This window comes from Lysinibacillus sp. NPDC093692, from assembly GCF_050280125.1.
Lineage (GTDB): Bacteria > Bacillota > Bacilli > Bacillales_A > Planococcaceae > Lysinibacillus.
Genome location: NZ_JBNNUW010000017.1, coordinates 53,835 through 74,678, shown reverse-complemented (window position 1 = coordinate 74,678; position 20,844 = coordinate 53,835). Strand labels below are relative to the sequence as shown.

Genomic DNA, 20,844 nt, shown 5'->3' with positions numbered 1-20,844 from the left:
GGAAGTTTATGAAAGTAGAAGAGGCATTAGCAATAGTTTATGAATTTACCATTGGTGATAACTCAATACTGAGGGAGTTACGGGGTGGGAAGGGATTAAATCAACAAAGTTACAAACTATTAATTGAAGCAATGAAAAAGTTGATTGAAGAATATAAAGATAAATCAGAAGTTCCTAAGAAGCTCGCTTTATGTTTTGTCGATATAAATAATTATTTCTATTTTAATGAGGGCAAGTATACAGAAGAAGAAGAAAGAGAATTAGAAGATGCAGTTCACGAAATATCATATTTAGCAGAAGAATTATTTGGATAGATTAAAAAAAGATTTATAGTTAAGTATTAAGAGATAAGCTAACTTTAGAGTTTAAAAGGATTAAAGGTCCAAGGCGTATGCAAGTATCATGCCTTTTAATGAATTATCTTAATAGGAATAATAAGATCATACTGAAGGCAATAAAGACTTGGGACTCAAATTGAAGTCTCCCGAATGAATAAAGGACTATGAATAAGAATAATAATAGAAATTTGGAAGTGAGGTAAAAAGTATGTATATGTCTAAAGTGCATGTATGGGTAGGTATTAATAATGCAGATGATGAAACTTTTGAAAAATACTTTGAATTAGACTATGATGATCCAGATATGGATATTGATGACCCTCTTTATAAAGTTTGTCAATTTTGTTTGGATATAAATGAAAAATGGTATGATGAAGACTGTATTGGAGTTTACAAAGAAGATTGTATGTTAGATGTTCGTATAGCATTGGAAGAGTTATCGGTATCGGAGGAAACCTTGTTAGAAATACAGGACATTTGTATAAAAAAAGGATTAGAAAAAGTAAATGCTATGTTTTATTACATGGATTCAAAGATAGATGTCATCGATAAAAATAAACTGTATAATGAATTAACTTATATTGGAGAATTTGATACAAATTTATAATAACTAAATTTCATATAATAAAATGTAAAACATATGTAGAAAGTGTCATAATATCCTTTATATATATGTTTTTATTGTTACTAGGAATCTTCTTGTACAGATTAGATGGTCATAATAGAGAAATACCGTAGTTAGTATTGAGAAATTTAGAGAATAACAAGGATGTTTCCTGAGATTGTTAAATTAGAAAATTAATAATAATCGAGATGTATTGTAAAGGAGACGTATAAAACATGCAGAAAAAATTAAACCCAGTAGATTTAGTATTAGATATTAAAAAGATATTTATTTAGAACAAATTACTAGTTTTGAAGGTACTTTGAACATTCCCTCTTCAGATAATATGGACATGCTTTCAGAAGGTGCTCGCTTTTATCAATCACTGAATGAATATCAAAAAAGCATGCTTTTCTATCTAATTGAAAGTTCAGTTTCAAATACAATCTCAAAGGTTGGTTAGATGGTGTTTATTACTTAGAAAAACAAACTGAAAATTTAGAACTCGAATTTGAGAAAAGTGAAAACAAAAAAATGAGTTTAATCAGTATTAGTAATGTGTTATCACATCCAGAGAAAAACCCAGAGACTTGGTTGTATTTTCCTCCAAATTCAACAGAATGGAATTTAAATACAAATGGGGTGTTTTCACTAGATAGCTTTGATTTTCCAACAGATTCAGATGATTTTTTACCGGAACAAGTGAAAAATAATGGTTGGATAGAAACATTGGATGGAGCAAGTATTGAGGATGTAATTGATAATGTAAATAATCAATTAGAAAATCCAACAATAGATCAGTTACTCCAAGCGTTCATTTATTTTTTTAAGTAGGGCAAGGATAAAATAACCGCTTTGGATGTTATTGGAAGAAGGAAGTGTGTTAATGGATCACATTCAACTGGTTTAAAAAGTCTTCATGGATAATTTAGAAAGCAAGTAATTATTTTCATAGATAACTGTCTTAGGATTTAAGTGGGGTGTAAATAATAATGGCAATAATGAGTAAGGTTCATGTTTGGATAGGAATTAGCAGCGTTGATAACGATACCTTTAATGAGTATTTCAAAATCGATTATAGTGATCCAGACATTGATATTAATGATCCAAAATATAAGATATGTGAATTTTGTAAAGATATTAATGAAAAAGTGTATGACGAGGATTGGACTGGTGTCTACTGGCAAGATAAATTAACAGACGTGGATGAATTTATTGAGGAACTATCAGTAGAAGATGAGGCGATGGATGAAATAGGAAACATCTGTATTCAAAAAGGGTTACACAAAGTAAACACAATGTTTTATTATTTCGATCCGGAAATAGAAATTACTGATGTTAACAAGCTTTATAACGGTTTGCATCCTATCGGATTATACGATACCGACTTTTAGTGCAGAAAGCGTATCAAAAGAGTAGTAGAACCCTCGATAAAAGGTGGTTTTTTCTGCTCTTTTCTTGTGATATTAAATGGAATTATTTTCATAAAAACTATTATTTTGTTAATATTAATAAAAATAATATAAGTAGCATCGATATCGGATGAAGAGATTCAAACCGTACTTACGTATTATCCTTTAGATAAGGTTGTTATAACGCAATCTTACAGGAACTAAATCAAGTTCACCATGGAGGGAAGAAAATGAATAAATTCGATGATACACAGTTGTATGCGTTATTAAATGAATCAAATTATGAGAAAATCAATGCGTTTTTACAAAAATACGGCTTAGATAGTGTTGATAGGGACGGACGTACATTTTTGATGTCCGCAATCGTTGAAGGTAAAGGGGACATTGTAAGTTATCTTGTGAATATTGGATGTAATGTGAATGCTAAAGATAAAACGGGTTTAACTGCGCTGCATTTTGCAGCTATTTATGACAGATGTAATATTGTTAAGGTTCTTATAACTCATGGTGCTGAAATTGATGCAGTTGACTACATAGGCAATACTCCTTTATGGAGAGCGATAATGGAAAATAGTAATGGAACCCCAACAATAAGGTATCTATTAGAGAATGGGGCCGATTCTAATAAGACGAATAACCGTGGGATAGCACCAAAGAATTTACTCGAATAGTAATCTACAACCGAGTCGCTATTATTTGATTGATAATAATGTTTTTTTGTATTAGACGTTGGACAGCTTATCAGCAGGACGGCCAGGAGAAACAAAAACGACAAAAAATTTAGGGGAGTGTATAAGGTGATAGAAAAAGAATACGACTTGCTGGTTAAAATTTTTGAAAAAATATTATGACTCATACGAAGAAATGCTTTGCCGAGTAAAAGACGTTGAAAATGATACGGTTATTTGGAGTGATTCGTATTTGGAATTTTATCCATATCAATATACACTGAATCAATTAAAGGAGTCCAAAATCTACAAAACTAAGCCCAAATCTAAAGAAGCTATAATAGTAAATAAGTTAAAAGATGGTTTATGGGGATGCTTATGATGGCAGAAGAAATATTCATTAACACCAAGTGTTTGTGTTAAAAATTGGATCAAAATCTTTCATATCTACATCTGAAACGGACAAAACGAAGAAGGAGGCTCATCATGACGGAAATAATACATAGAGACCCAATATTACCAATTAAACAGATAGGGGAAGACAATTGGATTGAGAATCTGACATCCTTTCTTGAGAATCATGATGTAGAAGTGATTCCATTAAAAGGTGAGAAAATTTATGAAATGACAGAGAAATATTAGAGTGGATAATTCCCTCACAAACGAAAGATTATTTCTTGAATTTTGGTGGTATAGAAAGTTCTGATTTCATGTACAACCTTAAGAAAATTGGCGAGTGGAAAGTATTGACGAATTCTATTTGGGAGTTTGTATCATTAAACTTTCTAGCAGAAGAAACAGATAAATATATTGTTTTTTCTGAAAGTCCTAGCAATGACCCTGTTTGTTTTAAAAGGGACACTGGAGAGGTATATTTGTTTTTTCATGAACCCATTAATAGGGCTAAAGTATATAAAGATTTTAATGACTATTTATTAAATGAGATAGTTGAAATCCAAAAATTGTACGAAGAAGTCACTTTTGATAGTTCGAAGGAAGAAATAGAGTATAAAGAAAATTTGTTGGATGGCGATGGTATTGATTTTGATTTCCGTTATTTAAAGCTTTAAGTACAAATAGCAGCAAGGATGACTTTATGTAAGTGATGTAAAAATGACTTTAAAAACTAAGAGGATATTTGAAAGTGGGTTGTATTAATATGTACATGTCTAAAGTTCATATATGGGTGGGTATTAATCATGATGATACAAATGTTTTCGAAAGATACTTTGAATTGGATTATAGTGATCCAGATATCGATGACCTCGATTATAATGTGTGTCAATTTTGTAAAGATATTGGTGAGAGGTGGTATGATGAGGATTTAATAGGTGTTTTTAGAACAGAAGAGTTGAGAAATGTAAAAGAGTTTTTAGGGGAGTTATCAGTTTCAACGGAAATAGGTATTGAAATACAAGATACCTGTATAGAGAAAGGTTTTGAACGTATTAATTCAATGTTCTATTATATGGATCCAGAATTAGTAATATCAGATGTACATTAACCGTACAATAAACTTACTTATTTAGGTGTTTTTGATACTGATTTATAACGGAATTCTGTTACTAAAAGTGCGGCTCAAAGGTGAAAATACCTTTGATGGTTTAAAAGATGAATAATTAAATAGTTGAACTATAAAACTATCGCAGCATTTAGTATAAAATATTCTATAATGAATGCAATAGAATTCGTTCAAAAGTCATATTTTGAATTTTTATAGCAAAAAATAAGAGGATAATACATAAAAATTCAAAAAATTATTGACTCTTTTTTTTATGTGTGATAAAAATGATAGTATCAATTCGGAAAATTAATATTTGGGCAATGATAGGATTAAGTAGTGAAAATCTCCCTATTTCAGAGAGCTGATGGTTGGTGCGAATCAGTATATAGATGATCATGAATTTCGACCTGGAGCATCTTTCATAAATCACATGTTGTGAGGAAGTGGAAGACGGTAGTGAATACCGTTATCAAATAAAGTGGTGAAGAATTTTTCACAACTAGGGTGGTACCGCGATATATATCGTCCCTACGTACTTACGTAGGGACGTTTTTTATTTAGGTCTTATTCTTGTTGTATTTTCATAACTAGGGTGGTACCGCGATATTAAATCGTCCCTACGTATTTGCGTAGGGGCGTTTTTTATTAAGGATTTATTCTTGTTGTAACTTCATAACTAGGGTGGTACCGCGATATTAAATCGTCCCTACGTATCTGCGTAGGGGCGTTTTTTATTAAGGCATTAATCCTGTTGTAACTTCATAACTAGGGTGGTACCGCGATATTAAATCGTCCCTACGTATTTTCGTAGGGACCTTTTTTTTGAATAGGTTGGTACCGCGATATTTTTATCATCGCTAGCTTTGAAGGAAGTGGTTGAAAGAGAAAGGAGTCACGCTAAACCAATATAAATAAAAACCGAATTGTTATAAACAAAGAAATAGAAGTAGAGAGGAGATAAAGAGATGAATTCACAGCAATGGACATCGAAATTAGGTTTCATTTTAGCTGCAGCGGGCTCAGCGATAGGTCTTGGTGCGATTTGGAAGTTCCCGTATATGGCCGGTATTGGAGGTGGCGGTGCGTTCTTCCTTATTTTCATCGGTTTTACCTTACTAATTGGTTTACCGTTATTATTGGCGGAATTTGTTATTGGAAGAAGTACACAAAAAGAGGCTGTTGAAGCATATAGAACTATTGCTCCAAAAACGCAATGGCCGTGGGTAGGTAAATTAGGGATTGCCACTTGTTTCATATTGCTATCATTCTACAGTGTTGTTGGAGGATGGATTTTATTATATTTATGGAATGCGATTACAGGTAGACTGTGGGAAGGCAATGGCTCTTACGAAGCAACTTTTACTGAAATCATTGCTAATCCATTTTTAGCAGTTGGATCACAGCTATTATTTATTCTTATGACTATTTTTATCGTAAGTAAAGGTGTACAAAACGGTGTTGAAAAAGTGAATAAGTATTTCATGCCAGCACTATTTGTTTTATTCTTTGTATTAATTATTCGTGCTCTTACACTAGATGGAGCAGGAGAAGGGGTTCGTTTCTTCTTACAGCCTGATTTCTCAAATGTTACATCTGAAATTATTTTATATGCGATGGGGCAATCGTTCTTCTCGTTATCTGTCGGCGTAGGCGTAATGGTAACGTATAGCTCATACTTACCGAAAGAAGAAAGTTTACCACGTTCAGCATTTTCTATTGTCGGTTTAACGCTTGTTATTACATTGCTTGCAGGGCTTGCTATTTTCCCGGTAGTATTCGCATTTGGAATGGAACCGTCTCAAGGACCGGGTCTATTATTTATTGTCTTGCCAGCAATTTTCAGTAAAATGGCATTTGGAAAAGTGTTCTTCATTATTTTCTTGTTACTATTTTTCTTTGCAACGATTACATCAGCCATCTCCATGTTGGAAATTAGCGTGGCTTCTTTAACGACAAAAGGTAAAGGGAAACGCGAAAAAATGGCATTGATTGTAGGATTACTAATCTTTGTTGTAGGGATTCCATCGGCTTTATCATATGGCGTACTAAGTGATGTGACGCTATTTGGAAAAACAATCTTTGATTTAGCAGATTATTCAGTAAGTAATATTCTAATGCCGCTCGGTGTATTATTAGTTGCGATCTTCGTACCGTTTAAAATGAAGAAAGGTGTATTAATGAATGAACTGGGTGTAAGTAAAAATAAAGGCTATAAATTATTTGTATTATGGTTATTCTTACTTCGCTATATAGCACCGATTGCAATTATTATCGTATTTTTAAATGTAATTGGTGTGATTTAACATACAGAAGGCCCTAGCATATCGTTATGTTAGGGCCTTTTCATTATAAAATCAGGTCACCTAAAGAACTGCTCCGATTCCTACGAATACAGCCCTCCACAGAAAAGCACAAACATTCGCAAATCAAAGCAATCCCTGTTTAAAACAGATAAAAAAACAAAAAAAGAATAGCTTGACATCATTCATTAATAGCACAAACATCACAATTTTTTCAGCATATCATAATGGAGAAAGCGTTTTCTTCAATTAATATAGAAGAAAGTCACTACAATTCAATCAAGTTTGCTGCAAAATACTTTATTACAAATGTTAAATATAAGTAAGTATAAAAGAGTTCTTGATTGAGGTACATTTCGTCACTTGATTTTATTACGACGATTGAAAATAATGTCTCTAAATGGGTAAGTCATATGCGAAGAGTTTCGACCTGTCGTTGTAATAAATCAACATCCTGCTGTTGAAGTGATACAACTTTATACAATTAAAATTGTTCATCTTGATATCCATATAAATTCGAAAAGACGTGGTTCGTTTTGACATGTCAGATACACCATTAAAAATTCTATAAATTAGATGAATTCAGCTAGTTCAGACAAATATTTGTACGAATATTGGAATTTTACGAAAAAGTTTTGCAAAAACCTTAACTATTTCATACGAAATCCGTATAATAAATCAAACAGTGTGAAAATTGTCCATTTTCCGCCGATTAATTGCGTGAATTTTTTAAATTGTATTGACGTGGGGAATGATAATTTGTACACTGTGTACAATCAATTGTTTTTTGGAGGAATACATTTAATTTAAAAAGTTAGGATTTGATGGTTATGATCGTATGTAAATTTGGTGGAACATCTGTAGCAAGTGCAGAACAAATTCAAAAAGTAGCAAACATTGTAAAATCTAATCCGGCACGTAAAATCGTAGCCGTTTCTGCACCAGGGAAGCGTTCTGGTGACGATATAAAGGTAACTGATTTATTAATTAACTTAGCAATGGCAGCATTAAAAAATGAAGAAATTGAGAAAGAATTGCAAATCGTTGTAAATCGCTTTATGGCGATTGCGGATGGTTTGGAGTTAGATTATACAATTTGTGATGTGATCGCTGAAGATTTACGTGAACGTGTACAGGGTGATAAATCGAATGAGGAATTATTTATCGATAGCATCAAAGCGGCAGGGGAAGACAATAACGCGAAGCTAATCGCAGCTTATTTTAATTCCATCGGTATGCCGGCACGCTATGTAAGTCCAAAAGAAGGTTTGGTCGTCAATGATTTACCTGAACGCACGTATGCATTACCAGAGGCTTATGCCAATTTAGCGCCACTAAAAAATACCAAGGAAATTATTGTATTCCCTGGTTTCTTCGGTTACACTAAAGCCGGCATACTGCGTACATTTGATCGCGGTGGTTCTGATATTACAGGCTCTATTTTAGCAGCTGCTGTTGAAGCAGAGCTTTATGAAAACTTTACGGATGTGGACTGTGTGTTCTCCGCGAATCCGAAAGTTGTGAATGATCCAGTGGAAATTAAAGAAATTACGTATCGCGAAATGCGCGAATTATCCTATGCAGGCTTTTCGGTTTTTCATGATGAAGCGTTAATGCCTGTTTACAAGATTGGGGTGCCCGTTAACATAAAAAATACAAATAATCCATCAGCCCCAGGTACTCGTATCGTACCAAGACGCTCTGTTACAGGACGTCCAGTTACAGGTATCTCGGCAGACAGTGGCTTTTCAACTTTATATGTGTCAAAATATTTGATGAATCGTGAAGTAGGCTTTGGACGTAAGCTTCTTCAAATTTTGGAAGATGAAAATATTTCTTATGAACATACACCGTCTGGTTTAGACGATATTTCTGTCATTATGCGTTCAAACCAAATTACACTAGAAAATGAAGAACGAATTCTTTCTCGTGTGAAAAATGAGTTACATGCAGATGATGTGCAAATGCGTCATGGCTTCTCGATGATTGTTATCGTAGGTGAAGGCATGCGTAATAATACAGGTTTAGCGGCACGTGCTGCAACTGCGATTTCTAAAACAGGTGCAAATATAGAGATGATTAATCAAGGTTCATCTGAAGTTAGTCTAGTATTCGGAGTGCAACAAGAGTTTGAAAACCAAATTTTACAAGCACTTTATGAGGAATTTTTTGCACATGTGAGAGTGTAAGGATATATAGTAAAACTTTTAAAAGTGGGGAGTTCTTCATCCCCACTTATTAATTAGTGTTCACGGGCAGTTAGCCTTCGCTTAATGAATGGGTAGAGGTGGTACAGAAAAAATACTGCTCGTTAATGCGGTTATAAACGCTAATCCTTGAAACGGATTAGTGTTTTCTTTTTGACGAGAATACGGTAAAATCGAGGGCGTACACAGATTGGAGGTTTTTCTTTTGAAAAAATTATCGATTGGTATGCTTCTATCAATGATTGGCATACTATTTGTTTGTTTGACGATCATGGATATTTTACCGTCCTCGACTAAAACAATGAAAATTGTCTATATCGGTATTGGTTGGATATTTATTATTGCGGGATCCGTCGTTCGTTTTAAAACTTTAAAACAAAGACAATAACGAAATATTGCGAAATTGAATTGTGGCAACCTGTGAATTTATGATACAATTTCAAAAAAAATAAATAATTCGAGTATTATGAAGTTGCGATGCTGTGCGAAAATTCAAAAGTTTTAAATTGGGGAAAGATGATTAATTTAAGGTCAACAGTACAAATTCTTCTTTGTAAGAATTTGTTTTTTTATTTTCGTAAACAATGCCCAACGCATTGAATAGGAGGCGAGATCATGTCAGTTCTTCGCAAGGGCGATATTCATATTTCTGACCATTATGTTGCCGTCCAAACAGATTCACAGATGAAGGTCGTATCCTCTGCCGTACATAATCCGGGCTTTGGCTTTTATACGCATTTGATGAATCGTTCAGTGCCCTATACGTATGATGAGCGAAAACCACAGCTAGAATTGCAACGGTTTTTACAGTCTGAGGGCTTTCCCATTGACAATACGGTGGCGATGATGACGGCAGTCTATGCTCGGTATGCAACTGTCCGTGAGTTTACATATGAAGGAATTCATCTAGTCATCATGATTACTGCTGGTCTTGGCAATGCCGTTGATATTACGCGTGCTTTTCATCGTCAGGAGCAGTATCATGCGGGGACTATTAATACGTGGGTACTAATAAATGGGAGATTGTCGGATGAAGCATTATTTCAAGCGATGATTTCTACGACAGAGGCAAAGGTTAAGGCACTTATTGATGAAGGCATCACAGATCCAACAACGGGTACACAAGCTACAGGTACTTCAACGGATAGCTTGTTGATTGCTTCTACAGAGGAAGGTGACTACCATCAATATGCTGGGCCGATTACGATGCTTGGAAAAGTCATTGGCCACGGTGTTTATGAAACGATGCGCGAAGCCATTCAGAAATATAAAAAAGATAAGGAGGAGAATCCGTTATGATGGCACTGGTGATTGCCTGTATCATTGGGCTTGTTTTTGACTTAATAGTGGGTGATCCTCCTAAAATGCCTCATCCAGTGCGCTGGATTGGAAAGCTCATTCAATCGCAAACTGAGTTATGGAATAAAGGAAGAATGAGAAAATTCCGTGGCATGGTGATGGCGCTCGCTGTAGTTGGTACAACGATGTTTGTTGTGACGGCCATTATGCTACTAAGCTATAAGGTTAGCCTACTATTTGGCATAGTGGTTGAGGGCTTGCTTATTGGAATTGGACTAGCACAGCGTAGCTTGAAGGAAGCGGCGATGGCTGTCTATGAACCTCTCGTCAAAGGCGATTTTGCTGAAGCTCGTGTGAAGCTTTCCTGGATAGTAGGCCGTGATACGGAGAAACTTGGCGAGGATGAAATTGTTCGTGGTGTTGTGGAAACGGTCTCAGAAAATACGAGTGATGGCGTAACAGCTCCATTATTTTATGCCTTTTTATTTGGCGCTATAGGGTTATGGGGCTATAAAGCTGTTAATACGTTAGACTCTATGATTGGCTATAAAAACGAACAATATAAAGATTTTGGTATGTTTGCTGCAAAGCTAGATGATGTACTTAATTTTATTCCAAGTCGATTAACAGGTTTACTTATGGTGCTAGGGACGAAAAATGAAACGAATGTATCTCTCGGGAAGCGCTTAAAACGGTGGGCACAAGATGCCAAAAAGCATCCAAGTCCTAACAGTGGTTATTTAGAAGCAGCTACAGCTGTTCAATTAGGTGTACAACTTGGTGGAAAAAATACATATAAGGGTGTCGTTTCTAATCGAGCGATAATGGGCGAGAAATTAGTGCCATTAACAAAAGAGCATATTGCAACGTCAGTGATACATATGCGCATCGCTACCTTGCTCTTTACGCTAGTAATGATATCAGTGGAGGTGTTAATTTTTGCGATTACCTAATCACGGAGCAAATCCGCAAAATGTTTATCATCAGCTAGGACTTAATATGCCCGAAGAGGTGTATGATTTTAGTGAAAATGTGAATTCGGCAGGGCCACCACCGTTTGTTGAGGCACGTTGGCGGACATTTTATCCGCTCATTCAACGTTATCCAGATCCGGACGGTGAGCCGTTTTTATCAAAGGTGGCAGCTTTTCATGCTGTTCAGAAAGATTCTATATTACTAGGTAATGGTGCATCTGAGCTATTTAGTGTTTTAGTTAGACGCTACGCCAATAAGCGTGTTATTATCGTACATCCAACTTTTTCAGAATATGAACGAACATTAACAGCTGCAGGCGCTGAAATTGTGCCGATTATTGTAGAGGATATTGTTCACTATACATTGCCAATGGAGCATCTGAAGCGTGAAATGGTGAGCGCGGATGCTTTATATATTTGTACACCGAACAATCCAACAGGGGTGCTTCCAAAGAAAGAGGAGCTTCTCGAATTAATTTCTCACGGTGCAAAGGTCAATTGCGAGCTTGTCATTGATGAGGCATTTATTGACTGGGTAGATGAGGCTTATTCATTAATTCAGTATGTGGCAGAAAATCCTCATTTGATTGTCGTTCGTTCGATGACAAAAATGTATGCGATTCCAGGATTACGCCTAGGCTATTTAGTGGCGAGCCCAGTAGTTGTTACTGAGCTAAAGGATATTCTACCTCATTGGAATTTGAATGCCTTTGCCCTCGTTATCGGGACAGGTTGTTTAGATGAACGCGCATATTGTGAGCAAGCCATTGCCTATGCTAAAAATCAACGACAATCGCTACAAAGGTATTTACAGGAACATGGTTGCCAGGTGACAAATAGTGTAACGAATTATGTATGTTTTGCATTACCGAAAAATCAGCAAGCAGATACATTTTTTACATATTGTTTATCAAAGGGTGTCGTACTGCGTCATACAAAAAACTTTATGGGCTTAAATGGCGAATGGTTCCGGATTGGGATTAAAGATATTGTAGCCATGACGTATTTACAGAATTGTTTGCAGGCGTGGTTTAACTTCGTTCAGCAGAAGTCTCCCACCTCTATAGATGGTAATATGAATACAGATTTAAGCTACTTTTCAACGGGTATCTAAACACTTGTACCTGTCGCTACGCTTTCGGTACAAAAAACATTTGCTGAAATAGAGGAACTCAGTCAAAGCGCCACGTCCTGTGGTAACGACTGAGTGACCAACATCACTTTGGCCTAAAGCCTCCGGCGGATGTCACAGAATCGGAAAGGAATCCTTTGTGCTAGCACAAAACTGATTCCGTACGCAATTATGCCGGGGCATAATTGATTGCAAATAAGGGGTGAGAAAGCTGACGACTTTTTATTTAGTAAGACATGGCGAAACGATGTGGAATAAAGAGCAACGATTACAAGGATGGCTAGATTCGCCGTTATCCAAAAATGGTATTTTACATGCAGAAAAACTTCGAGATCATTTGAAAAATATTAATTTTACAGCGGCATATAGCAGTTCAAGTGGTCGTGCGAAGGAAACGATGCAAATCCTTCTAGCTGATCGACAGCTTCCAATCTATGATGAGGATAATTTAAGGGAGATTTTTTTAGGAGATTGGCAAGGAAAAACAGTCGAGGACATCGTGATTTCTTTTCCGGATTATGAATTATATACTGATTATCCTGGACAATTCGTCGCAACGCATACGGAAAGCTTCGGTACGGTAACAGAACGAGCGATATTTACGTTAAAGAAAATAGCAGAAAAATATCCCGAGAATAATGTTTTAATTGTGTCCCATGCTGTAACGATTAAATGTATCATTAACGCTATTTTAGGGCGAAGTGTCGATCAGCTGTGGGCAGAGCCATTTATTAATGGTACAAGTGTAACGATTATTGAAAAAGTCGATCAACAATGGCTCGTTCAAGAGATCGGTAACATTCAACATTTACAATAGGAGGGGAAACCATTGCCACTGATTTTCATTACTGGGGGAGTACGCAGTGGTAAATCCCACTTTGCTGAAAAAGCGGCTGTTACTCACTATCAAACAGAGTCTATGCAAGCACAGCGACTTATTTATATTGCTTCCGGCGTAGCGTTGGATCGTGAAATGGAGAAGCGGATCATTCGCCATCAGGCAGACAGACAAGCACAAAATATCGAGTGGCTGACGATAGAAGCACCTTATGAAATCGCAGATACTTTGCATAAACTGACTGATGGAGATGTCGTGTTATGGGACTGTGTTACGACGTGGTTAACAAATGCGTTTTATGAAGGTTTTGACGCGGGAACTCCCTGTGTGGAACAACCTGGATGTTTAGAAAAGAAACTTGAGGTTTTAAAAGAGGCGGTAGAGACGTTACTTGAGAAAAGGGTGACGTTTTTTATCGTCTCAAACGAATTATTTGATGAGCCACCGTATACGAACGAGGAAGTGGAGTTATACCGGCAAATGCTTGGGGAATTACATCAATGGTTCGTGTCTAAAGCAGATGAGGCGTATGAAATCAATTATGGTGTCGTAAAGAAATGGAAATAATGAATGACGCTTTGAAAATAAAAAGAAGGTAGGCAAGACGATGAAAAATATCTGGCATAGCATACAACTTGCGTTTCAATTTTTTACGGTTTTGCCAGTACATAAAGAAATTCCTTTAACGAAGGCAACGATTACAGGGATGTTCGCCTTTTTGCCATGGATAGGGGCACTCATGGGTACCGCAGTGGCTGCGGTGATCTATGGTTTAACGGAATGGACGGCAAGTAGCGAGGTCTTACTTGCCTTTGTGATTATCGGATTATTTGCCTTATTTACTGGTGGATTACATTTAGATGGTTTTATTGATATGGGGGATGCTTATTTTTCCTATCGAGATCGAGAGAAGCGGCTTGAAATTTTAGATGATCCACGTGTTGGCGCATTTGGTGTGCTATCAGTGCTATTTTTAGTGCTTGGTAAATTTGTCATACTTCACGAATTATTCGTACAGCAAAAGTTTGCACTGTGGATGCTTGTATTTATTCCGTTATGTACACGAGTTGGTATGAGCTTTTATTTTATGTCGCTTAATTGCTCAAAGGAAAAGGGGCTTGCCTACTTTTTTAAAACACATATTAAGCCGGGTTTACTAATCTGCTTTATGCTTTTAACATTAGTTGTAGCATACAGTAGCTTGTTGTTTATAACGGGATTCACAATTGTTCCGTTCGTGTTAATGGCTGTATTAGCGATTGCCTTTTTAGTTTTTCGGCAATTTACAGTGCGGAACTTTGGCGGTGTTTCTGGGGATTTACTCGGTGCATCAATTGAAGGAATGGAGGTTGTACTGTGGGTGACGTTGTTACTGTGCACTTAATGAGACATGCACCAACAAAGGAAAATTTAGAGAAGCGTTATATCGGCTGGACAGATTCTTCATTAGCTGATGCATCTTTACTCCCTATTGTAGATCAAGAGGTCACGAAGGTGTATGGTAGTGATTTACTACGCTGTAGGGAAACAGCTGGCCGTTATTTTCCGAATGCAACTTACGTGTCTGATCAGAGATTTCGAGAGTCGAATTTCGGTGAATTTGAAGGGCTCACATATGAGGACTTACAATCCGATCATCGATATTGTGCATGGTTAGATGATCCTGTACAGTCTCCACCTCCAAGGGGAGAAGGCTTTGATATGTTTTGTGCGCGTGTTTTGGAAGGGTTCACTGCATTACCAAAAGGGGGAGATGTGTATCATCTCGTTGTCCATGGTGGGGTTATTCGAGCGCTTCTCGTAGCCTTTGCTCCAACTGAGCAACCTTTTTGGTCTTATCAAACACCGCATGATAAAATGTTTTCTTTAACGTTTTCAAGAAAGGCTTGGGAGGAGGGAGCAAGATGCATGTCTTTATCGGAGGAGCCTATAGTGGAAAAACCGACTATGTCATGAAATTACTTGCAGGTCAAAACGTTGAGCTAGTGGATGGTACTCTACCTCATGGCGCTCCTACTTGTGATGTACTAGTTATAAAAAACATAGAAAAGTGGCTCGTAATACAAAATCTTGAGGATGATGAACCTCTTGTCAGAACTATTTTAACAAGACTAAAGTCGCTTGAAGAAAATTGTTCCTTGTATATAATAGTGACCGATATGGGACGTGGCGTTGTGCCGATGGAAAAACAGGCACGATTATTGCGTGATACATGTGGGCGTTTGTACCAGGCATTATTTGCTGAAGCCGAACAAGTCGTACGCATTTGGTACGGTATTGGGGAACAAATTAAATGATTTAGTGTCTTGCAGAATTTAGATGGCTCTTCAAAAAAGTGGGGATGACATTTGCAAAGACGCATACTTTGTATATAAGTTGATCTTCGTTACGGCTAGACGACTCCTTGGGGAATAGCGATATAAAGGAACGAAGGCTAATAGCATCACGTCCGGTGATAACGCCTTCGAACGTTCTGTTCGCCCGAGACCCTGCAGCGAAGCGAAGCGGCTCATCGGACGCCCCCAGGAAGCTCTGCTCTGTGCGAAAGCGAAGCGGCAGCTACAAAGTGCACAGCCGCAACGGAAATAAACCCCACACGCTATAATGAAAAAATTTCACGGAAAGAGGAAATGGGATGGATCGACAAAAATTAATGAAATTAACGCTCACTGCCATGGTAGCGGCAATTTGTGCAGTAGGTGCAGTCATTAAAATTCCAACATTTATTACAACTGCTGCGCTTGACTCTGCACCGGCATTTTTGAGCGTTGTATTTTTATCGCCAGTATTAGCTGGTGCTGCAGGAGTCATTGGGCATTTTATTTCAGCCTTAACTACTGGCTTCCCTTTTGGACCACTACATATAATTATCGCTGTGGAAATGTTTATCGTTGTATGGATCTTTGGGGTTATGCATAAAAAAGGAATGCATTTCTGGAAATGGCCTGTGGCACTTGTTTTAAATGGTGTCGTGGCACCTATACCATTTTACTTTATTATTAGTCCGGCATTTTATTGGACGTCATTGACTAGTCTTCCATTGGCAACACTAGTTAATCTAGTGATCGTTGCGGTGGCGATGCCAGTTCTGTCGAAGGTATTTGTGCGTAAGGAAGGTCGAGTACATTGAGAAATGCAATAAAAATAGGCGAGCTCATTGCGACAACCGATAATGCCGCTGCAATTGGCGAAAAGCTACAAGATGTTGTGTCTGCTCCAGATCAGCTTACGGCATATTTTACTGCACGTGTTACATTTTTAGAGCAGCTTGCTGCAAATGCTTTACCAAGGCATATTTTACTTGCTAATTTTTCAGGGGATGCTGCATGGTCTCGTTATGTTGCAGGCATTCAGCAGGTTTTTGATGAGGCTGGTCTTTTTTGTCCGCAAATAGACGGTAGTTCAGAGACCAATATGCCAACTTTACAATCAGGTTTGTCAATAACGATGCTTGGGGAGCAGCAGAAACGGACAGCTACTAAGCATGAGCAGCTAAGTTGGTACACATATGGTCTGCCGCTTGTAGGCAATGAAATCCTTGCACAGCCTGAAGATGTCGCACAGCTGGACCCTATTTTTCAAGCGTGGAAAGAGGGAATCATGCAGCAAGTATGGCCAGTTGGATCAAAAGGTCTACAAGCAGAATTTACCCGACTTTTTGGCGAGCAACAGGTCAAAAGTTCATTAGATGTTGAGAAATCGGCTGGTCCATGTGCAGTAGTTTTGCTAGGAATTGATCCAGAAAAAGAGCAGCAAGTACAAAAATATTTTCCTAGAAATTTTGAAAAACTACGTAAAACTGCATTGTAATCGGGCTTGCTTCGAGAAAAAGTAACACTTAAAAAAATTCAAGGGGCAAAACGCCTATTGCAACTATAAACACTATATGTTAGATTTGTTTAGGAGTTAAAACACAATATATAGTATTTTGGACGAGCGGTACCAAATATGGTTTAAAAGGGAATTCGGAAAAGAGTCATCTTAGGCCGAAGCTGTCCCCGCAACTGTAAGTGCTGACAAATGATGAATAGGCCACTGTAAAGAACGGGAAGGCCATCATTTGGAGGAAGCATGAGCCAGGAGACCTGCCGATTTGTTCAAGACAGCAACACATTCTTCGGGGATTGAGAAGTGGAGGCGAGAGATTTGTCCACTTCTTAGTGTGCATGTCCTTCATTTCCATTTCCGATTTTACTGCGATCACGTAACCGATAAATGTTGCGTGATCGCTTTTTGTGTTGGTGGAGAAAGAAAGGGAGAGAATGTATACATGACAATTCAAATCGAACAGCAAATTGCTAAGCTCAAGAAAAGTTATACGGAGGAAGAAATCGAAAGTTTTGTAAGATTATCGGATCGATGGCTACGAAAAAACGACAATGCAACATTTGAAGCATGGGCGGATGCGATGATTTTACAAACGCTTAGCCTGATTGATGAAGAGGAGCCATACTGGACATTTGTCGCAGCTCAAATTTATTTAGAAAAACTGTATGATCAATTTGCAATGCGCCGTGGCGTTTCAGTGCAAGATGTTTATAAAGGTTTCCCAGAACAATTAGCACGCTATACAGAAGCTGGTTTGTATCATGAAAGTTTAACAACAAAATATAGTGAGCAGGATCTTCAAGAACTCGCTTCCTATTTAGAATCAAGTCGAGATGAATTGTTTACGTATATTGGCTTAAAAACATTAATGGACCGCTATGTAGTCCGTGATTACACAAAAACACCAGTAGAGCTACCACAGGAACGATGGATGGTCATTGCGATGACCCTTATGCAAGATGAAACAGAAAATCGTTTAGAAAAAGTACGTGAATCTTACTGGGCAATGAGTAATTTATATATGACTGTGGCAACACCTACATTATCGAATGCAGGTAAAACACATGGCCAGCTATCTAGCTGCTTTATCGATACAGTAGATGATAGTTTACAAAGTATTTATGACACGAATACAGATGTCGCTACATTATCGAAATACGGTGGTGGTATTGGTGTTTACATGGGCAAAATTCGTAGCCGAGGCTCATCCATTAAAGGCTTTAAAGGTGCATCAAGTGGTGTTTTACCATGGATTAAACAGCTTAATAATACGGCGGTTTCAGTCGATCAGCTAGGTCAACGTCAAGGAGCTATTGCTGTTTATTTAGATGTTTGGCACAAAGACGTCTTTACGTTTTTAGATTTACGCTTAAACAATGGTGATGAGCGTTTACGTGCCCATGATATTTTCACAGGGCTATGCTTACCGGATTTATTTATGGAAACGGTTGAAGAACGTGGGGAATGGCATTTATTTGACCCACATGAAGTACGAGAAGTTATGGGCTTTTCACTAGAGGATTTCTACGATGAGAAAAAGGGTGATGGCACTTTCCGTACTAAATATGCAGAATGTATTGCGAATCCATTATTAAGTCGTGAAGTCGTGCCAGCGATTGATATTATGAAGCGTATTATGCGCTCGCAGCTTGAAACAGGCGTACCGTTTATGTTCTATCGAGATGAAGTAAATCGTATGAATCCGAATAAGCATGAGGGAATGATTTATAGTTCGAACCTGTGCACAGAGATTTTTCAAAATATGTCAGCAACTGAGTTCGAGTCTATTACTCTAGAAGATGATGTCATCGTAACACGTCGCAAACCTGGCGATTTCGTTGTATGTAACTTATCATCTATCAATCTAGGCAGAGCTGTACCGGCTGGTGTTTTAGAACGATTAATCCCGGTTCAAGTACGTATGTTAGATAATGTTATTGCTTTAAATACAATTCCAGTTAAACAAGCAGAGCGTACGAACTTACGCTACCGTGGCATTGGACTTGGAACATTTGGCTGGCATCATTTATTAGCTTTGAAAGAAATTCAATGGGAGTCTGAGGAAGCTGTAGAATTTGCGGACAAGCTATATGAGGAAATTGCGTATTTAACAATTCGCGCTTCTAACAATTTAGCATGTGAAAAAGGAGCCTACCCATTATTTGAAGGCTCGGATTGGCATACTGGTGCGTATTTTGACAAACGTGGCTACGACAGTCATAAATGGAATGAGTTACGCGCGGCGGTTGCTGAAAAAGGAATGCGTAACGGCTACGTCATGGCGGTTGCACCGAACTCATCAACATCTATTTTAGCGGGTAGTACGGCTACGATCGATCCTATTTTCCAAAAGAGTTATTCAGAAGAGAAGAAGGATTACAAAATTCCAGTAACAGTACCAGATCTATCACCTGTGACGACTTGGTATTATAAATCTGCTTATTTCATCGATCAAAATTGGACAATCAAGCAAAATGCTGCACGAGCACGTCATATCGACCAAGGCATTTCACTTAATTTATACGTTCAAAATACGATTAAGGCAAAAGAATTACTAGCATTGCATATGAATGCATGGGCGAGCGGTGTGAAAACGACATATTATGTACGCTCAACATCTGTAGAATTGCTAGAATGTGAGTCTTGCGCGAGCTAGGGGGAAGTAACAATGACAACTATTACAAAACGACAAATTATGGATAAAGAAGCACCAAACCGTTCAACAGGTATTGTGAACGGACGTTCTTCTAACATTTTAAACTGGGACGATGTGCGTTTTAGCTGGGCTTATCCTAAATATAAAAAAATGCTAGGTAACTTCTGGACTCCGTTTGAAATTAATATGAGCAATGATGTTAAGCAGTTTCCACAGCTATCAGCAGATGAACAGGAATCCTTTTTAAAAATCATTGGCTTACTAGCACTATTAGACAGTGTGCAAACTGATTTTGCGGGGAAAGTAGCGGATTATTTAACAGATTCAAGCTTAAATGCATTAATGATTATTTTAGCGCAACAAGAGGTAATTCATAATCACTCTTATTCTTACGTGCTATCAAGTATTGTGAACAAAGACGAGCAGGATCGTACGTTTGACTTTTGGCGAACAGAGCCAGTGTTAGAGCGACGTAATGAGTTCGTTATTAAGGGCTACCAAGCATTTTCAGAGGAACCAACTGTTGAAAATATGCTAGAAGCAATTGTCTATGATGTGATTTTAGAAGGTTTATTCTTCTATTCTGGCTTCGCGTTCTTCTATCATTTAGCACGCAATCAAAAAATGGTGGCCTCGTCAACGATGATTAACTATATTAATCGCGATGAGCAGCTACATGTCGATTTATTTGTGAAAATCTATCAGGAGCTACTAGAGGAATATCCTGAATACGATACACCAGAACGAGCGGCTCGTGTACAGGAAATCTTCCGTGAAGCAGTTCAGCTAGAAGTCGATTGGGCTAATGAAGTAATTGGCAATAAAATTGATGGTCTCGATGTAGAAGATGTGCATGATTATGTACACTTCTATGCGAACGTACGCTGTAATCAGCTTGGCGTTGAGCGTCCATTTGAAGGCTATCGCAAAAATCCATTAAAGTGGGTAAAAGCGTATGAGGATGTTGACTTAGGAAAAACAGATTTCTTCGAGCAACGTTCTCGCCAATATGTGAAGGTCAATGTAGAAGATAACGGCTTTGATGATTTGTAATACTAAATACACCGCAATGTTGAAATAACAT

The 20,844-nt window shown here is 37.5% G+C and carries 24 protein-coding genes, 1 riboswitch and 1 other annotated feature; all 24 genes read left to right on the top strand.

What is annotated here, in order from left to right; translation table 11 throughout:
• The first annotated feature begins 8 nt into the window (after window positions 1-8).
• The 24 genes from ACQKN4_RS17420 (at window position 9) to ACQKN4_RS17305 (ending at window position 20,813) form a co-directional block, all read left to right on the top strand.
• Entirely contained in the window at window positions 9-314 is a 306-nt protein-coding gene (locus ACQKN4_RS17420) for a hypothetical protein (protein ID WP_427484315.1), read from the top strand.
• Window positions 315-552: 238 nt separating this feature from the next.
• On the top strand, window positions 553-945 hold the full coding sequence (locus ACQKN4_RS17415; protein ID WP_427484314.1) for an immunity 22 family protein: 393 nt from the start codon (window positions 553-555) through the stop codon (window positions 943-945).
• 531 nt (window positions 946-1,476) lie between these two features.
• Complete coding sequence (locus ACQKN4_RS17410; RefSeq protein WP_427484313.1) at window positions 1,477-1,776, top strand: DUF7716 domain-containing protein; 300 nt, start codon at window positions 1,477-1,479, stop codon at window positions 1,774-1,776.
• Window positions 1,777-1,934: 158 nt separating this feature from the next.
• Window positions 1,935-2,336 (top strand): immunity 22 family protein, encoded by a 402-nt coding sequence (locus ACQKN4_RS17405; RefSeq protein WP_427484312.1) that lies wholly within the window; start codon window positions 1,935-1,937, stop codon window positions 2,334-2,336.
• A 206-nt stretch (window positions 2,337-2,542) separates the two neighbouring features.
• Window positions 2,543-3,025, top strand: coding sequence for an ankyrin repeat domain-containing protein (locus ACQKN4_RS17400; RefSeq protein ID WP_427484344.1), 483 nt, complete (start codon window positions 2,543-2,545; stop codon window positions 3,023-3,025).
• Between the two features lie 163 nt (window positions 3,026-3,188).
• Window positions 3,189-3,404, top strand: coding sequence for a hypothetical protein (locus ACQKN4_RS17395; protein ID WP_427484311.1), 216 nt, complete (start codon window positions 3,189-3,191; stop codon window positions 3,402-3,404).
• Between the two features lie 104 nt (window positions 3,405-3,508).
• Entirely contained in the window at window positions 3,509-3,664 is a 156-nt protein-coding gene (locus ACQKN4_RS17390) for a hypothetical protein (protein ID WP_427484310.1), read from the top strand.
• Window positions 3,658-4,092, top strand: a complete 435-nt coding sequence (locus ACQKN4_RS17385) for an SMI1/KNR4 family protein (protein WP_427484343.1) — start codon at window positions 3,658-3,660, stop codon at window positions 4,090-4,092. Before ACQKN4_RS17390 ends, ACQKN4_RS17385 begins: the two co-directional genes overlap by 7 nt.
• 95 nt (window positions 4,093-4,187) lie before the next feature.
• Entirely contained in the window at window positions 4,188-4,526 is a 339-nt protein-coding gene (locus tag ACQKN4_RS17380; protein ID WP_427484309.1) for an immunity 22 family protein, read from the top strand.
• A 311-nt stretch (window positions 4,527-4,837) separates the two neighbouring features.
• Window positions 4,838-5,059: a binding site (T-box leader), on the top strand.
• A 432-nt stretch (window positions 5,060-5,491) separates the two neighbouring features.
• Window positions 5,492-6,829 (top strand): sodium-dependent transporter, encoded by a 1,338-nt coding sequence (locus ACQKN4_RS17375; protein WP_427484308.1) that lies wholly within the window; start codon window positions 5,492-5,494, stop codon window positions 6,827-6,829.
• 827 nt (window positions 6,830-7,656) lie between these two features.
• On the top strand, window positions 7,657-9,015 hold the full coding sequence (locus ACQKN4_RS17370) for an aspartate kinase (RefSeq protein WP_079561153.1): 1,359 nt from the start codon (window positions 7,657-7,659) through the stop codon (window positions 9,013-9,015).
• Between the two features lie 223 nt (window positions 9,016-9,238).
• The gene (locus ACQKN4_RS17365; protein WP_079560905.1) at window positions 9,239-9,421 is read left to right on the top strand and encodes a hypothetical protein; all 183 of its coding nucleotides are present in this window, start codon (window positions 9,239-9,241) and stop codon (window positions 9,419-9,421) included.
• Between the two features lie 227 nt (window positions 9,422-9,648).
• A complete protein-coding gene (locus ACQKN4_RS17360) occupies window positions 9,649-10,332 on the top strand; it encodes an adenosylcobinamide amidohydrolase (RefSeq protein ID WP_427484307.1) in 684 nt (227 codons plus the stop codon).
• Window positions 10,329-11,285, top strand: a complete 957-nt coding sequence (gene cbiB, locus ACQKN4_RS17355) for an adenosylcobinamide-phosphate synthase CbiB (RefSeq protein WP_427484306.1) — start codon at window positions 10,329-10,331, stop codon at window positions 11,283-11,285. Before ACQKN4_RS17360 ends, cbiB begins: the two co-directional genes overlap by 4 nt.
• Entirely contained in the window at window positions 11,272-12,420 is a 1,149-nt protein-coding gene (locus ACQKN4_RS17350) for a pyridoxal phosphate-dependent aminotransferase (protein ID WP_427484305.1), read from the top strand. Before cbiB ends, ACQKN4_RS17350 begins: the two co-directional genes overlap by 14 nt.
• A 220-nt stretch (window positions 12,421-12,640) precedes the next feature.
• Window positions 12,641-13,255, top strand: coding sequence for a histidine phosphatase family protein (locus tag ACQKN4_RS17345; RefSeq protein ID WP_427484304.1), 615 nt, complete (start codon window positions 12,641-12,643; stop codon window positions 13,253-13,255).
• 12 nt (window positions 13,256-13,267) lie between these two features.
• Entirely contained in the window at window positions 13,268-13,843 is a 576-nt protein-coding gene (locus ACQKN4_RS17340) for a bifunctional adenosylcobinamide kinase/adenosylcobinamide-phosphate guanylyltransferase (RefSeq protein ID WP_427484303.1), read from the top strand.
• A gap of 40 nt (window positions 13,844-13,883) precedes the next feature.
• Window positions 13,884-14,660, top strand: coding sequence for an adenosylcobinamide-GDP ribazoletransferase (gene cobS, locus ACQKN4_RS17335; RefSeq protein ID WP_079560910.1), 777 nt, complete (start codon window positions 13,884-13,886; stop codon window positions 14,658-14,660).
• Entirely contained in the window at window positions 14,633-15,232 is a 600-nt protein-coding gene (locus tag ACQKN4_RS17330) for a histidine phosphatase family protein (RefSeq protein ID WP_427484302.1), read from the top strand. Before cobS ends, ACQKN4_RS17330 begins: the two co-directional genes overlap by 28 nt.
• On the top strand, window positions 15,181-15,573 hold the full coding sequence (locus ACQKN4_RS17325; protein WP_427484301.1) for a bifunctional adenosylcobinamide kinase/adenosylcobinamide-phosphate guanylyltransferase: 393 nt from the start codon (window positions 15,181-15,183) through the stop codon (window positions 15,571-15,573). Before ACQKN4_RS17330 ends, ACQKN4_RS17325 begins: the two co-directional genes overlap by 52 nt.
• Window positions 15,574-15,911: 338 nt before the next feature.
• Window positions 15,912-16,406 carry an ECF transporter S component gene (locus tag ACQKN4_RS17320; RefSeq protein ID WP_079560914.1) on the top strand — a complete coding sequence of 165 codons (495 nt, stop codon included), beginning with the start codon at window positions 15,912-15,914 and terminating at the stop codon, window positions 16,404-16,406.
• The gene (locus ACQKN4_RS17315; RefSeq protein ID WP_427484300.1) at window positions 16,403-17,086 is read left to right on the top strand and encodes a hypothetical protein; all 684 of its coding nucleotides are present in this window, start codon (window positions 16,403-16,405) and stop codon (window positions 17,084-17,086) included. The genes ACQKN4_RS17320 and ACQKN4_RS17315 overlap by 4 nt, the downstream gene beginning before the upstream one ends.
• A gap of 110 nt (window positions 17,087-17,196) precedes the next feature.
• A riboswitch (cobalamin riboswitch) is annotated at window positions 17,197-17,384 on the top strand.
• A gap of 162 nt (window positions 17,385-17,546) precedes the next feature.
• Window positions 17,547-19,760 (top strand): ribonucleoside-diphosphate reductase subunit alpha, encoded by a 2,214-nt coding sequence (locus ACQKN4_RS17310; protein ID WP_079560915.1) that lies wholly within the window; start codon window positions 17,547-17,549, stop codon window positions 19,758-19,760.
• Window positions 19,761-19,772: 12 nt separating this feature from the next.
• Complete coding sequence (locus ACQKN4_RS17305; RefSeq protein ID WP_079560916.1) at window positions 19,773-20,813, top strand: ribonucleotide-diphosphate reductase subunit beta; 1,041 nt, start codon at window positions 19,773-19,775, stop codon at window positions 20,811-20,813.
• Window positions 20,814-20,844: the final 31 nt, after the last annotated feature.